The organism is Thermosynechococcus vestitus BP-1 (assembly GCF_000011345.1).
Classification (GTDB): Bacteria; Cyanobacteriota; Cyanobacteriia; order Thermosynechococcales; family Thermosynechococcaceae; genus Thermosynechococcus; species Thermosynechococcus vestitus.
Window position 1 is genome coordinate 280,022 of sequence record NC_004113.1, and the last position, 14,085, is coordinate 294,106.

Consider the following 14,085-nt stretch of genomic DNA (forward strand, 5'->3'; position numbering starts at 1 on the left):
CACTATGGCGAAAAAGGTCGTCGCAGTTATTAAACTGGCCATTCAAGCAGGTAAAGCCAACCCTGCTCCCCCCATTGGTCCAGCCCTTGGTCAGCACGGTGTGAACATCATGATGTTCTGTAAAGAGTACAATGCGCGCACCGCCGATCAAGTGGGGATGGTGGTTCCCGTTGAAATTTCGGTCTATGAAGATCGCAGTTTCACCTTTGTTCTCAAAACGCCGCCCGCTTCCGTACTGATCCAAAAAGCTGCTGGCATTGAAAAGGGCTCCGGCGAACCCAATAAGAAAAAAGTGGGCAGCATCACCCGTGCCCAACTGCGGGAAATTGCTGAGAAGAAAATGCCGGATCTGAATGCTAACGATATTGAAGCGGCCATGCGCATTATCGAGGGCACGGCCCGCAATATGGGTGTGACCATTACCGACTAAAGCTTTTTGAGTGTGTGCCTGTTGAGTCCTTTGTTGTGTTGGGGGAGAAACGTTGTTTCGTTGGTACCCCGTGGAGGTAAATTCTGATGCGTAAACTCTCGCGACGACTGCGCGAACTCTATGCCAAGGTGGAGGATCGTCCCTACGCTCCCCTTGAGGCCCTACAACTGCTCAAGGAAACGGCCACCGCTAAATTTCCTGAATCGGCGGAGGCCCACATCCGCTTGGGCATTGATCCAAAATATACCGATCAACAATTGCGTACTACCGTGGCGCTCCCCAAGGGCACCGGTCAAACCATTCGCGTGGCGGTGATTGCCCGTGGTGAAAAAGTGACCGAAGCGAGTGCCGCCGGCGCCGATGTTGTCGGTTCAGAGGAGCTGATTGACGAAATTCAAAAGGGGCGGATGGACTTTGACCTCCTCATTGCCACCCCCGATATGATGCCCCAAGTGGCCAAAGTGGGTCGGATTCTGGGGCCACGGGGACTCATGCCATCCCCTAAAGCCGGTACGGTGACTTTTGACTTGCCCCAAGCCATTCAGGAGTTCAAAGCGGGGAAAGTGGAATTCCGCGCCGATCGCAGCGGGATTGTCCATGTGCTCTTTGGCAAAGCCAGCTTCAGCGCCGAGGACCTGCTCGTTAACCTCAAGGCACTGCAAGAAAGTATTGACCGCAACCGCCCGAGTGGTGCCAAGGGGCGCTACTGGCGCAGTGTCTATGTGGCTGCGACCATGGGGCCGAGCATTCAGGTGGACATTAACGCTCTGCGGGAGCTCAAACTGGCCGAAGCCGCCTAAGGAGGACTTGCCTATTGCCCAATCATTGACAACTCAAGACTAAAACCGAAGACCGCAGGGGTCTGGCTGAGACATAATCTTCCTGCCGAGGTTTGCGAAGTCCATCCGTTGCGATTGGGCGATCGCCCCGGCACCCTTGCTGGGGTTTTTCTTTCACTGACTAGAGGAGGTGATGCGCGTGGGACGCACGCTAGCAAACAAAAAAGAAATTGTGGCGGAGCTCAAGGAGCGCTTGAGGGAGTCACAGATGGCACTGGTGATTGACTACCAGGGTCTCAGCGATGCTGAGATGAAGGATTTGCGGCAACGCTTGCGCAAGTGCAATGCCAGTTGCAAGGTTACTAAAAATACGCTGATGGAATTGGCGGTCAAAGAAAGTGACACTTGGCAACCCATAACCCAATTCCTCAAGGGACCGTCAGCGTTCCTCTTGCTCAAGGATGACATTGGAGGCGCAATTAAGGCCTACCAAGAATTCCAAAAGGCCACGAAAAAAACCACCCTCCGCGGTGGGGTCATGGAGGGACGTGCCCTTGACGAAGCGCAAGTGAAGGCCATTGGTGATCTGCCCTCAAAAGAACAACTCATGGCGCAGATTGCCGGTGCCCTCAACGCCGTCACAGCGAAGATTGCCATTGGCATCAAGGAAGTTCCTGCTTCCTTGGCGCGGGCAACGCAGGCGATCGCCGACAAAGGTGCGGCATAGATCGATCCTGTTTTCGGTTTCCCTTGGGAAGCCACCTGTTCTTGTTTGCCAACTTTGAAACGATAGGAGTTTACAATGTCTGCTGCAACCGATGAAATTCTCGAAAAGTTGAAATCCTTGACCCTCTTGGAAGCGGCCGAGCTGGTCAAGCAAATTGAAGAGACCTTTGGCGTCAGTGCCGCTGCCCCTGTTGGTGGGATGATGGTGGCCGCGCCCGTGGCCGGTGCTGCGGCTGCTCCCGCAGAAGAAGTCGAAGAGAAAACCGCCTTCGATGTCATTCTTGAAGAAGTCCCCGCTGACAAGAAGATTGCTGTGCTCAAAGTGGTGCGCTCTTTGACTGGCTTGGGTCTCAAGGAAGCCAAGGAAGTGGTGGAATCCACACCCAAACCCGTGAAAGAAGGTGCCAGCAAAGAAGACGCCGAAGCCGCCAAGAAAGAACTCGAGGAAGCCGGCGCCAAAGTGAGCATCAAGTAATCTTTGGTATTGATTTGTTTCGAGGGTGGTGTTCTGGCCACCCTTTTTTAGTATTTGGAGAGTATAGAGACCCATGACCCATATTCGTGCCATCTATACCGATGGTGCCTGTGAAGGCAATCCCGGACCGGGGGGGTGGGGCGTGGTTATTTACTTTACCGATGGCTCTGTGCACGAGCTCGGGGGACACCACCCGGCCACGACGAATAATCGCATGGAATTACAGGCTGCGATTGAAGCTCTCAAGGCATGGCGCCAACTGGCCCCTGGGAGCGCGATCGCCCTTTACACCGACAGCGAGTATGTCCTCAGGGGAATTACTGAGTGGATTCACCACTGGAAACGGCGGGGCTGGAAAACAGCCGCCAAAAAGCCGGTTCTCAACCAAGACCTCTGGCAGGAGTTAGATGCCCTCAATGATCCCTTAGTCCAATGGCACCATGTCCGCGGCCATAGGGGAGATGTCGGCAATGAACGCTGCGATCTTATTGCCCGCCGTTTGAGTCGTGGGCAGCCAATTGCCCTAAGAACGCTGCCACCACCGCTGGGGTAATGTCGCAGGTGCGTTCAAAAACTGCACTGGCGCCCGCGGCGCGTAGGCGATCGCCATAGAGTTGCCGATCCTCAGGCTTGACATGGGGAGGAATCACTCCGAGGGCAATCCACGGCGTTGTTGCTTGTTCTTTGCGAGCATTGGCAACAGTTTGCATATCCGCCACGGTGTCCCCCACATAAAAGGCGGGAATGGTTTCTTGATCAGTGACCTGACGGTAGGCCATGCGGAGTCCTGTGGGGTCAGGCTTGCCGGGGGCATCTTCCATGGCGATCAACAGGGGCTGAGCCAGCCCCAAACGGTGTTTCAGGACATATTCTGCCGAGTCCCGCGGGGCACCACTGACAAACCCCCAGTGGATCTGCGCTTGATCGAGGGTCTGAAAATAGGCAACATCCACGAGTAGGGGCTCATCTTGGATATAGCCTGACCAATCTTTGCCACTATAGCGCTCCTCAAAAAAGATCACTAAGCGTTTGTAGTCCAAGGGCACTTGGGAACGGGGGCTTCCTTGGCGTTCAAAGTAGCGATAAATGAGTTCGCGGGCTCCTTCCCAGTCATTATTCCAGCAGCCTTCCGCCTTGAGGTCGTCAATTTCCTTTTGACTGGGACGATAGGCACCCCCCGTAAAATGCTCAACGGTATCCGCTAGGGCACGGCGATAGGAACGACTGACGTCGCGAATCACCCCATCAATATCAAAAAAGACACAGGCACAGGGGGTCCTCAACTGTAGCCCTCCAGAAACTTGTATGCAGTTGGCCTGATTGGTTATTATAAGGGATGGTCTTTTGTGAAAATAAGTTTTAGGAGGTTAGAGTTGTCCCGCTTTACCCTAAGAGTGCTTTGGTTAGAGAAAGACGTGGCGATCGCTGTCGATCAAATTGTTGGCAAAGGGACAAGCCCCCTCACCTCCTACTTCTTTTGGCCGCGCACCGATGCTTGGGAACTCCTCAAGGCGGAGTTAGAGAAGAAATCTTGGATTACGGAAGCCGAGCGCATTGAACTCCTCAACCGTGCCACCGAAATCATTAACTACTGGCAAGAGGAGGGCAAAAATCATCCCGTCAGTGAAGCACAAAAACGATTCAGTGATGTTAGTTTTGTAGGCACAGCCTAGGGTCCTCTCAATCCCAGGGTGAATGATTGCAAGTTGAGGAGAAACAAAATGGGAGTTGTTTTGTACTTTGTCATTGTTGCGGGCGCGATCGCCCTGGCGACGATTTTGTTTCACACCCTACGTACCGTGAAGCTCATTTAGCTGCATCCTACCCTCCGGGTATCTCTGTATTGAAATTCTGTATAGGGAGAGAAAATTCATGTCCCACGCTGTCACCTTAATTCGCGGCGACGGTATTGGTCCTGAGGTTGCCGCGGCAGCTCGCACCGCCATTGATGCCACAGGCGTCAAAATTGACTGGGTGGTGGTGGATGCCGGCGTGGCCATGATGGAGCGCTACGGTACCCCCTTGCCCGAAGAGGTTATCGATGCCATCAAAAGTACGAAAACTGCCATCAAAGGCCCAATTACCACCCCCGTGGGGACAGGCTTTCGTTCTGTCAATGTCGAGATCCGCAAGCGGCTCAATCTCTATGCGAACCTACGGCCTGCTAAATCCATTGTTGGGGTGAAAAGCTATTTTCAAAACATTGACCTCGTCATTGTTCGCGAGAATACCGAAGACCTCTACGCCGGGATTGAGTTTGCATACACCAGTCCCGAAGCAGCTAAAGCTCGCGCCTTTTTGAGTGATCTATCGGGCAAGCCGATTCGGGAGGATGCAGCCATTGGTGTTAAGCCCATTTCTGTCCTAGGGAGCGATCGCATCCTGGAGTTTGCCTTCAAATATGCCAAGGCTAACGGCCGCAAAAAAGTGACAGCCGTTCACAAGGCCAACATCATGAAATTTACCGATGGCCTCTTCCTTGAACGTGCCCGCGAAATTGCCAGCCGTTACCCCGATATTGTCTTTGAAGATCGCATTGTCGATAACATGTGCATGCAGTTGATGCAGAAGCCCGAACTCTACGATGTGATGGTGATGCCAAACCTCTACGGCGATATTCTGTCAGACCTTTGTGCAGGGATGATTGGTGGTCTAGGGGTGGCTCCCGGCGCCAATATTGGCGATGAATGTGCGGTTTTTGAGGCGATTCACGGTTCAGCCCCCAAATATGCAGGTCAAAACAAAGCCAATCCCACGGCCTTGATTCTCTCAGGGGTTTTGATGCTGCAACACCTGGGTGAAATGGAGGCGGCACAGCGTCTGCAAGCGGCTGTCGAAAAAGTAATTGCTGAGGGGCGCTTTGTCACCTACGATTTGGCGGCGCCGGGCAAAGAACCCGTAGGTACCCAAGAGATGGCTGCGGCGATTGCCGAGTACGCCGCCCCCTAACCCACTAGCAGATTCTCCTCGGGATATTGAACGTTAGAAGGCTGGGGATCACCGATAATTGCAGCCATTAGCAGCAGGATACCCACCCGTCCAGCATACATCGTTACAATCAAGACCAACTTGGAAAAGATGCTGAGATCACTGGTAATACCAGTGGAAAGCCCAACGGTGGCAAAGGCGGAAACCGTTTCAAAGAGGATATTGATGAAATTCTCTTCCGGGTCGGCGATCGCAATCAGAGTGGTTGAAACCAGCACCGTAAACATTGAGCCAAAGGCAACGGCGACGGCCTTCATGATCAGGGAGGGGGGCACTTGCCGGCGGTAGAGCAGTACCACCTCTTTCCCTTGGAGCGCCGACTTGGTAATCCCTGCCAGAATCCGTAACGTGGTTGTTTTAATGCCCCCTGCCGTGCCACCGGGGCTGCCGCCAATAAACATTAGGGCAATCATAATAAATAGCCCGCTATTATTGAATTCACCAATGTTGACGGTATTAAAGCCCGCTGTGCGCGCCGTAACCGACTGAAACCACGCCAAGAGGAGCTTCTGATCCCAAGAAAAAAGACCAAATCGCGCGGGCGATCGCATCTCCGTCAGGAACAGCATGACTGTTCCCAAAATGAGGAGAGTCGCTGTTGTACTTGTTACAATTTTGAAATTGAGGCTAAACGTCATCTGGCTGGCCTTGCGGATCAAGTAGGCGGGTTTGCCCCAGTAGCGCAGATGCTCCCGTAGCCAAAGGTAAAACTCAAAGATGACCTCATAGCCAATGCCACCAAAAATAATCAGTAGGGAAATCACCAAATTCAAAGGCACTGAGGTTTGATACCCCATTAAACTGTTGCTAAAGAGACTAAACCCGGCATTATTCCAAGCACTGATACTGTGAAACACCGCAAGCCACAGGGCCTGTGGATCCCTAAAGTCTTGGCGAAAAATGAGCCACAGCAAAAAGGTACCCGTCAATTCAAAGAGAAAGGTCAAGCCCAAAATTGAGCGCACCAGTTGCCGTGCCCCCTCAATGCCCCGCCGATCCAAGGCCTGCTGTAACGCTATTTTTTGCCGTAGGTTAAACTTCCGTCCTAGTAAAATAATTAAAAATGTCGTGGCCGTCATGTACCCCAGACCACCCACTTGAATCAAGAGCAGAATCACCAATTGGCCAAAGGGGGAAAAATGGGTGGCCGTATCAACAATGATGTGACCTGTGACACAAACCGCGGAAGTGGCTGTAAATAGGGCAATAACGAAGGGATTCCAATGCCCATTACTGGTGGACCAAGGCAGCCAGAGTAGGCACGTCCCCACCATGATCACTGCTAAAAATCCCAGGCAAATTGTTCGTGGAACCGTCAACATCAATGAATGCGTATGCAAAAGCCCTGAGGCTAATCTATCGCAGGATTGGATTGGCAACAATCTTTTGGTTTACGGTTCTGATCGGGATGACAGGATTTGAACCTGCGACCCTCTGCTCCCAAAGCAGATGCGCTACCAAGCTGCGCTACATCCCGGCAGTTCATTTCTATCCTACCACTGAATTCTCAGCACAATAGGACAGGGACCCTTAGAATCAAGAAAGGAGTTTTTCATTTTGTTAAGGTTGCCCTCGCTGGTATGACCGACGTCCCTGTTTCCCACATTCGCAATTTCTCGATCATTGCCCACATTGATCACGGCAAATCGACCCTTGCCGATCGCCTGCTGCAGTTGACGGGCACGGTGGATCCCCGTGAAATGAAGGAACAGTTTCTCGACAACATGGAACTGGAGCGGGAGCGGGGAATTACAATTAAGCTGCAGGCAGCCCGCATGACCTACACCAGTCGCGATGGTGAAACGTACATCTTGAATTTGATTGACACCCCCGGCCACGTGGATTTTTCCTATGAGGTGTCGCGATCGCTGGCGGCCTGTGAGGGGGCGCTGTTGGTAGTGGATGCCTCCCAAGGGGTAGAAGCGCAAACACTGGCCAATGTCTATCTGGCGTTGGAGCACAATTTAGAGATTATTCCTGTTCTCAATAAAATTGATCTGCCGGGAGCTGAACCGGATCGCGTGAAGGCGGAAATTGAAGAGATTATTGGTCTCGACTGCTCCCAAGCAGTTCTAGCCTCTGCTAAGGAGGGGATTGGCATTGAGGAGATTCTGGAATCCATTGTGCATTTGGTGCCACCCCCGCGCGATACGGTGGACCAACCCCTGCGGGCGTTGATTTTTGATAGCTACTACGATGCCTACCGCGGGGTGATTGTCTATTTTCGGGTCATGGATGGCATTGTCCGCAGGGGCGATCGCATTCGCTTGATGGCCTCCGGCAAAGAGTACGAAATTGATGAACTAGGTGTCCTTGCCCCCAACCAAAAACCCGTGGAGAGTCTCCATGCCGGGGAAGTCGGCTACCTCGCCGCCGCCATTAAAGCCGTTGGCGATGCCCGTGTCGGCGACACGATTACATTGGCACACAATCCAGCCAAAGAGCCTCTTCCGGGTTACACTGAGGCCAAACCCATGGTCTTTTGTGGTCTCTTTCCCACGGATGCGGATCAGTTTGAGGATCTGCGGGAGGCCCTGGAAAAATTGAAGCTCAACGATGCCTCGCTCCACTACGAGCCGGAAACCTCCAGTGCCATGGGCTTTGGGTTCCGCTGTGGCTTTTTGGGACTGCTGCATATGGAAATTATCCAAGAGCGGCTAGAGCGGGAATACAATCTGGATTTAATCATTACTGCTCCTTCGGTGGTTTATCGCGTCACCACGGTCAAAGGGGAAGTGCTGATGATTGATAACCCCAGCCTCCTGCCGGAACCCCAATACCGCGAAAAAATTGAGGAACCCTACGTACAACTGGAGATGATTACCCCCGAAACCTATGTGGGTACCCTCATGGAGTTGGCGCAGTCGCGACGGGGCATCTTTAAGGATATGCGCTACCTCACCCAGGGGCGGACGACCTTGGTCTATGAAATGCCCTTGGCGGAAATTGTGACGGACTTTTTCGATGAAATGAAGTCGCGATCGCGGGGCTATGCCAGTATGGAGTATCACCTCATTGGCTACCGTGCCAACGACTTAGTGAAACTGGATATCCTGATCAATAACGACCCTGTGGATTCCCTGGCGGCTATTGTCCACCGCGATAAGGCCTACCATGTGGGGCGAGCCCTTGTTAGCAAACTCAAGGATTTGATCCCACGCCACCAGTTTAAAATTCCCATTCAAGCGGCCATTGGCTCACGGGTAATTGCCAGTGAAAGCATTCCCGCTTTGCGCAAGGATGTCTTGGCCAAGTGCTATGGTGGCGACGTCACCCGCAAACGCAAGCTCCTGGAAAAACAAAAAGCGGGTAAAAAACGGATGAAGGCGATTGGGCGGGTGGATGTGCCCCAAGAGGCCTTTATGGCAGTATTGCGACTCAAGAATGAATAGGAGGCTGAGAATGTCTCAACGGTCATCGGGCAAATGGGTGGCGATCGTTACCGGTGCAATTTCCCTGCTATTGGGCATTGGCTACTTGGTGTTAGTACAGCTTTTGGATTGGCGCGGCGATTGGCAGCCGGCTCCCTTGGGACTACTGCCCTTGCTCCTGCCTTAGAACTGTTTAGAGAAGCGGGGGCAGTTCACTGTGAATGGTAAAGCGCACATGGTTGAGGGCTAAATCGCCAAGGCGTACCCCGCGATCGCGATAATTTGTGGTCTCAAAGCGAATGCCTTTGCCCACTTCCACGTGGTACCAAGGCAGTGCCATAAAGAACCGCGTTGGGTAGGGACCACGCTCCACAACATCATCGGGATTAGACTCCATGGGCACCCAGCCAACTCCCGGCACATAAAACTCCAACCAAACATGGTTATAGGTAGGCTGGAGGGGAATACCGCGCTTTTGGGGATAGGGGGGGCATTTGTAGCGACCCACCGTACGGCAGGCAATGCCATTCAATCGCGCCAAGGCAAGGAGCACCCCCACGTACTCACCACAGGACCCAGTCCCCCGTTTCAAAACTACATCAGGGGTTTCAATGGTGGGGCGCATGGCATAGCTGAGGCGATCGTACACATAGTTACGAATTTTGAGCATCTTGCGCAGGATATTGGTCTCTGTGCCCACCGCTTCCCGCGCCGCTTCTTGGACAATGGGTTGATCCATTGCCAACTCATCGTTATCGACGAGATACTGTGCTGCAAATTCCGAGGGCAGCGGTTGCGTCTCGTCAATATTGTCAAAACTAAGATGGTACTTCATGCCCCTCACTTCTAGCCAAGCACGCCAGCCAAAAAGGCGAGCTTCGTAGGGACGCAGCTCAGGAAAATCAAACACCGCCACCTGCTGATCCGCCACCGTTTCCAAGCGAAAGGGAGTACCCACGGGTTCGACCCGCAGTAGTTTTTGGCGCGGGGAATTGGCCGGCAGAGCAATCCGCCACTCTAAGTTATCTAGGTGCAAGGCATCAAGGGGAGACAGTTCCTCCACGTAGGCCATCTCAATCAGATAGCCATTGGAGAGGGTGTAATGCTGCTCCCTATGGGTGTGGTAGAGCAGCGGATGAATCAGGCAAATATCACGATAATCAATTTCGAGGGGGGCTTCGCGGTTGTTGGGGTTATCCCGCAGATAGGCTTCTTCACCGCCATAGGCCACCCACAACTGTCCTGTCGCATCAAACGTGAACGCTGTTGGCTGGGCAAAGGGGGTCAAGGCCACCCATTCAACATGGCCACTGTGGCGATCGAGACAATAAATGGATTGCTCTAGGCGATCGCTCACCCACAAATAGCCATCCTTGAGGGCTAAATTTTCACAGCCAATACCCGGGGCACTGAGGCGATACTGCTCTCGACCGGTCTCATCAAAACAGTGGATGTAACCGGATTTTTGACAGGCCACATAGATGCCTGTCTCATCCACCGCCACACCGTAAATGGGATAGCGGCACTCCAGCATCTTTTCTACATGCCAGTCAGGGAGATGACAACGATAGAGCCATGTGTCCCGACAAAACCAGAGGGTCTCGCGATAGAGACAGAGGCCATTGGCATCAAGAAATGGCTCTAGATCGTAGGGATTGAGAATCTCGCTGTGGTCATTTTCACCGTTAATGAGCAAAATAAAGCCCCGCACCCGATCCAAGGCCAAAAAGCTGGCGCCAAGGGTTGCTTGGCAAAAGGGTAAACGAGGCAATTGACGTAACCACAGGGCCTGGGGATCGACCCATGCCAGACCGGAGAGTTGGTAAGCCCCTAGGGGATAAATAGTGCGCCAGTTGTGATCCAGCGCTAGGGAGCTGAGGGTGTTCCCATAACCCTCTGCCGGTGTATCTGGCATAGGCAGCAAATACCCTACTCAACCGCCTGGGGCAATAGCTCACGCCGAGGTTGAGCTTGGATCTTCACTTGACCGGATTCATCCACATCAATGAGGGCAGTGTCGCCTTCGCGGATGCGGCCAGAGAGCATTTCCTCAGCCAAGGTGTCCTCCAAAAGGCGCATAATTGCCCGCCGCAGGGGCCGCGCTCCATAGCTGGGGTTGTAGCCCTCATCAATGAGCCGTTCCTTGAAGCGTTCGGTCACCTCCAAGGTGATGCCTTTTTCTGTGAGGCGCGAGAACACTTCCTTAAGGAGAATGTCGGCAATTTGCTTGACTTCGTCCTTCGTCAATTGACGGAAGACAATAATCTCATCAAGGCGGTTGAGGAATTCAGGGCGGAAGTATTGCTTCAGTTCCTCATTCACCAAGGAGCGAATGCGGTTGTATTGGGATTCGGCGGCATCCTCAGTGCCAAACTCAAAGCCAAGGCCCGCCGCCCCCTTCTCAATCACCTTGGAGCCAATGTTCGAGGTCATGATCAAGAGGGTATTCTTGAAGTCAACGGTACGTCCCTTGGAGTCAGTAAGACGGCCATCCTCAAGGATTTGCAGTAGCAGGTTAAAGACATCGGGGTGAGCTTTCTCGATTTCATCGAAGAGCACCACCGTATAGGGACGCCGCCGCACGGCTTCGGTGAGCTGACCGCCCTCGTTGTAGCCAACATAGCCGGGGGGCGAACCGATGAGCTTGGAGACGGTATGCCGCTCCATGTATTCGGACATATCCAAGCGGATCATCGCCTCTTCCGAGCCAAAGAAGTAGGCCGCCAAGGCTTTCGTTAACTCGGTTTTACCGACACCGGTTGGCCCCGAGAAGATAAAGCTGGCAATGGGACGATTGGGATTTTTGAGACCGACACGGGCACGGCGAATGGCGCGGGAGATCGCTTTCACCGCTTCATCTTGGCCAATGACCCGCTGGTGCAAGGTCTCCTCCATGTGCAGCAGTTTTTCCGACTCGCTTTCGGTGAGCTTGCTAACGGGCACACCCGTCCACGAGGCGACAATGTGGGCAATGTCCTCTTCGGTGACGACGGGGGTCTCCTCTTCACCGTTGGCGATTTCGGCTTTTTTCTGCTGGGCAATGGCACGGATTTGTGCTTTCAGTTCCATCTCGCGATCGCGCAGTTCACCCGCTTTGTCAAAGTTTTGGGCCCGCACGGCATCGTCTTTTTCTTTGAGCACTTGCCGCAATTCGCGATCCAGTTCCTTGGCCGCAGGGGGTAGTTGCGAGTTAATCAGGCGCACCCGTGAGCCTGCTTCGTCAATGAGGTCAATGGCCTTGTCCGGTAGATAGCGATCGCTAATGTAGCGATCGGACAGCTTCGCTGCCGCCTCAAGGGCTTCATCGGAAATTTTCAGTTTGTGGTGCTTCTCATAGCGTTCCCGCAGGCCGTAGAGGATCTCAATGGTTTCCTCAACGGAGGGCTCACCCACCATCACCGGTTGGAAGCGCCGCTCCAAGGCGGCATCCCGCTCAATGTGTTTGCGGTACTCATCCAAAGTAGTGGCACCAATGCACTGCAACTCCCCACGAGCCAGGGCGGGTTTGAGGATATTGGCTGCATCAATAGCACCCTCCGCCGCCCCAGCCCCAATTAACGTGTGCACCTCGTCAATCACCAAGATCACGTTACCGGCTTGGCGGATTTCATCCATGATCTTTTTCAGCCGCTCTTCAAATTCACCCCGGTACTTCGTGCCTGCCACCAAGAGGCCGATATCGAGGGTGACCACCCGCTTGTCTTCAAGAATGTCGGGAACATCTTTGTTGGCAATGCGCTGGGCCAGGCCTTCAGCAATCGCGGTTTTACCCACCCCCGGTTCACCGATCAGCACGGGGTTATTTTTGGTGCGACGGCCCAGAATTTGAATCACCCGCTCAATTTCTTTTTGCCGACCCACCACGGGATCTAGCTTGCCCTCAATAGCCAGCTGGGTGAGGTTGACACCAAATTCGTCCAGCGTCGGCGTTTTGGTACGTCCTTGGCTAGCGCCAGCGGTCACTTCTGCGGTTTCACCCAGCATCCGAATGACTTGGGTGCGCACTTTCGATAGATCAACACCCAAATTTTCAAGGACGCGGGCGGCCACCCCTTCCCCTTCGCGGATCAGTCCCAGCAGGAGGTGTTCAGTACCAATGTAGTTGTGACCCAGTTGACGAGCTTCTTCAAGGGAGAGTTCTAACACTCGCTTGGCACGGGGGGTAAAGGGAATCTCCACCGCGACAAAACCAGATCCACGGCCAATAATTTTTTCCACTTCGATGCGGGCATCCTTGAGGTTCACGCCCATAGAACGTAGAACCTTGGCGGCCACACCGGTACCTTCACCAATCAGTCCGAGGAGAATTTGTTCGGTACCGACAAAGTTGTGGCCGAGGCGGCGAGCCTCTTCCTGTGCCAGCATGATGACTTTAATGGCTTTTTCTGTAAAGCGTTCAAACATGACCCTTCCCCTAATGGCTCCTGCGTGCTGGTAACACTCATCTTAACACGTCCACTTTGGCGTGTTTTTGTATGCCAATTTACAGCCCTTTTTCCAAAATATGGAACAGACTTAGAAGCGTCAAATCCACCCTCAAACGGGATGAACGTCCCTTGACCTACCCTATGGCATCGTCTAGATGCAGGGCTGTACTCTTACTATAGATGTTGACGTGCGACGCGAAAGCTAGCCAGATGATTGTCCCACTAGCCCAACAAGCTAGAACGGGACCGGTTGTTCCCCCAACCGTAGCCTAGGGAGGCATGCGCGACTGGTAACGGTCAGGTATGAAGCCCTCCCGACAACGGAGCCCGAACCGAAAGGTTGAAGCCGAATCCGTGAGGAGGAAGCAACTTTGCCAGCGTCAGGCGATAGGGAGCTAGGCTTGAGGGTATGGTGAACGCAAGTGAAGTGACGCCAGAAGCCTCGTTACTATAAACAGGCCAAAGACGCCGATAGGCCTGAGCCAAAATGGCAAACGGACTGGTTTCACTGCTGTCATCTCAGTGGACGGGGACAATAGTTCCGTCGGGGTAAAGTCACCACCTAACCCCTCGCGTCATCTGGTTGGAACGCGGTAAGCCCGTATCTTCGCCTTGAACATTCAAGGCAGGCAAACCGTAAGGAATGCTGATGAGGGTGCGGGTATGGGATGCAGGAGAAAGCGAATGCTGGTCTGTAACGGACCGGATAGGGGTTGAGGAAACAATCCAACATCACCCCGCCCGAAAGGGAGCAGACTTCCTGCTGGTCTCCCTTTGCGAGATAACCTGTAGAACCTCTTGAATGGAGACAAGGCAGTGCGACGCGAAAGCTAGCCAGATGATTGTCCCACTAGCCCAACAAGCTAGAACGGGACCGGTTGTTCCCCCA

At 53.4% G+C, this 14,085-nt stretch carries 13 protein-coding genes, 1 tRNA gene and 1 other annotated feature; of the genes, 9 read left to right on the plus strand and 5 right to left on the minus strand.

Going from position 1 to position 14,085, the window contains the following annotated elements; genetic code table 11:
• The first annotated feature begins 4 nt into the window (after positions 1-4).
• The 5 genes from rplK to rnhA all read left to right on the plus strand — a co-directional run bounded on the left by rplK (position 5) and on the right by rnhA (position 2,963).
• A complete protein-coding gene (gene rplK, locus TLL_RS01495; protein WP_011056150.1) occupies positions 5-430 on the plus strand; it encodes a 50S ribosomal protein L11 in 426 nt (141 codons plus the stop codon).
• Positions 431-513: 83 nt separating this feature from the next.
• Positions 514-1,230, plus strand: a complete 717-nt coding sequence (gene rplA, locus TLL_RS01500) for a 50S ribosomal protein L1 (protein ID WP_164921086.1) — start codon at positions 514-516, stop codon at positions 1,228-1,230.
• A gap of 27 nt (positions 1,231-1,257) precedes the next feature.
• Positions 1,258-1,390 (plus strand) — a sequence feature (ribosomal protein L10 leader region).
• Positions 1,391-1,408: 18 nt separating this feature from the next.
• Entirely contained in the window at positions 1,409-1,936 is a 528-nt protein-coding gene (gene rplJ, locus TLL_RS01505; RefSeq protein WP_011056152.1) for a 50S ribosomal protein L10, read from the plus strand.
• Positions 1,937-2,011: 75 nt separating this feature from the next.
• Positions 2,012-2,410, plus strand: coding sequence for a 50S ribosomal protein L7/L12 (rplL, locus tag TLL_RS01510; protein WP_011056153.1), 399 nt, complete (start codon positions 2,012-2,014; stop codon positions 2,408-2,410).
• A 73-nt stretch (positions 2,411-2,483) separates the two neighbouring features.
• Positions 2,484-2,963 carry a ribonuclease HI gene (rnhA, locus tag TLL_RS01515; RefSeq protein WP_011056154.1) on the plus strand — a complete coding sequence of 160 codons (480 nt, stop codon included), beginning with the start codon at positions 2,484-2,486 and terminating at the stop codon, positions 2,961-2,963.
• On the opposite strand, the gene TLL_RS01520 is transcribed toward rnhA, so the two are convergent.
• Positions 2,896-3,693, minus strand: a complete 798-nt coding sequence (locus tag TLL_RS01520) for a TIGR01548 family HAD-type hydrolase (RefSeq protein WP_164920669.1) — start codon at positions 3,691-3,693, stop codon at positions 2,896-2,898. The genes rnhA and TLL_RS01520 overlap by 68 nt on opposite strands.
• A gap of 63 nt (positions 3,694-3,756) precedes the next feature.
• On the opposite strand from TLL_RS01520, the gene TLL_RS01525 reads away from it, so the two are divergent.
• A complete protein-coding gene (locus tag TLL_RS01525) occupies positions 3,757-4,083 on the plus strand; it encodes a 30S ribosomal protein PSRP-3 (protein WP_011056156.1) in 327 nt (108 codons plus the stop codon).
• A 199-nt stretch (positions 4,084-4,282) separates the two neighbouring features.
• Positions 4,283-5,359 (plus strand): isocitrate/isopropylmalate dehydrogenase family protein, encoded by a 1,077-nt coding sequence (locus TLL_RS01535; RefSeq protein ID WP_011056158.1) that lies wholly within the window; start codon positions 4,283-4,285, stop codon positions 5,357-5,359.
• Here the strand turns inward: TLL_RS01535 and TLL_RS01540 are convergent.
• Both TLL_RS01540 and TLL_RS01545 read right to left on the minus strand, forming a co-directional pair.
• Complete coding sequence (locus TLL_RS01540) at positions 5,356-6,717, minus strand: TrkH family potassium uptake protein (protein ID WP_164921087.1); 1,362 nt, start codon at positions 6,715-6,717, stop codon at positions 5,356-5,358. The two genes, TLL_RS01535 and TLL_RS01540, sit on opposite strands and share 4 nt — an antisense overlap.
• Before the next feature lie 84 nt (positions 6,718-6,801).
• Positions 6,802-6,875: transfer RNA gene (locus tag TLL_RS01545), tRNA-Pro, on the minus strand.
• A gap of 103 nt (positions 6,876-6,978) precedes the next feature.
• Between TLL_RS01545 and lepA the strand changes: the two genes are divergently transcribed.
• Both lepA and TLL_RS01555 read left to right on the plus strand, forming a co-directional pair.
• Positions 6,979-8,790, plus strand: coding sequence for a translation elongation factor 4 (gene lepA / locus TLL_RS01550; RefSeq protein ID WP_011056160.1), 1,812 nt, complete (start codon positions 6,979-6,981; stop codon positions 8,788-8,790).
• 10 nt (positions 8,791-8,800) lie between these two features.
• A complete protein-coding gene (locus TLL_RS01555; RefSeq protein ID WP_011056161.1) occupies positions 8,801-8,956 on the plus strand; it encodes a hypothetical protein in 156 nt (51 codons plus the stop codon).
• Positions 8,957-8,962: 6 nt separating this feature from the next.
• On the opposite strand, the gene TLL_RS01560 is transcribed toward TLL_RS01555, so the two are convergent.
• Together TLL_RS01560 and TLL_RS01565 are read right to left on the minus strand one after the other, a co-directional pair.
• Positions 8,963-10,684 (minus strand): transglutaminase domain-containing protein, encoded by a 1,722-nt coding sequence (locus tag TLL_RS01560; protein WP_011056162.1) that lies wholly within the window; start codon positions 10,682-10,684, stop codon positions 8,963-8,965.
• A 14-nt stretch (positions 10,685-10,698) separates the two neighbouring features.
• Positions 10,699-13,173 carry an ATP-dependent Clp protease ATP-binding subunit gene (locus TLL_RS01565; RefSeq protein WP_011056163.1) on the minus strand — a complete coding sequence of 825 codons (2,475 nt, stop codon included), beginning with the start codon at positions 13,171-13,173 and terminating at the stop codon, positions 10,699-10,701.
• Positions 13,174-14,085 lie beyond the last annotated feature (912 nt).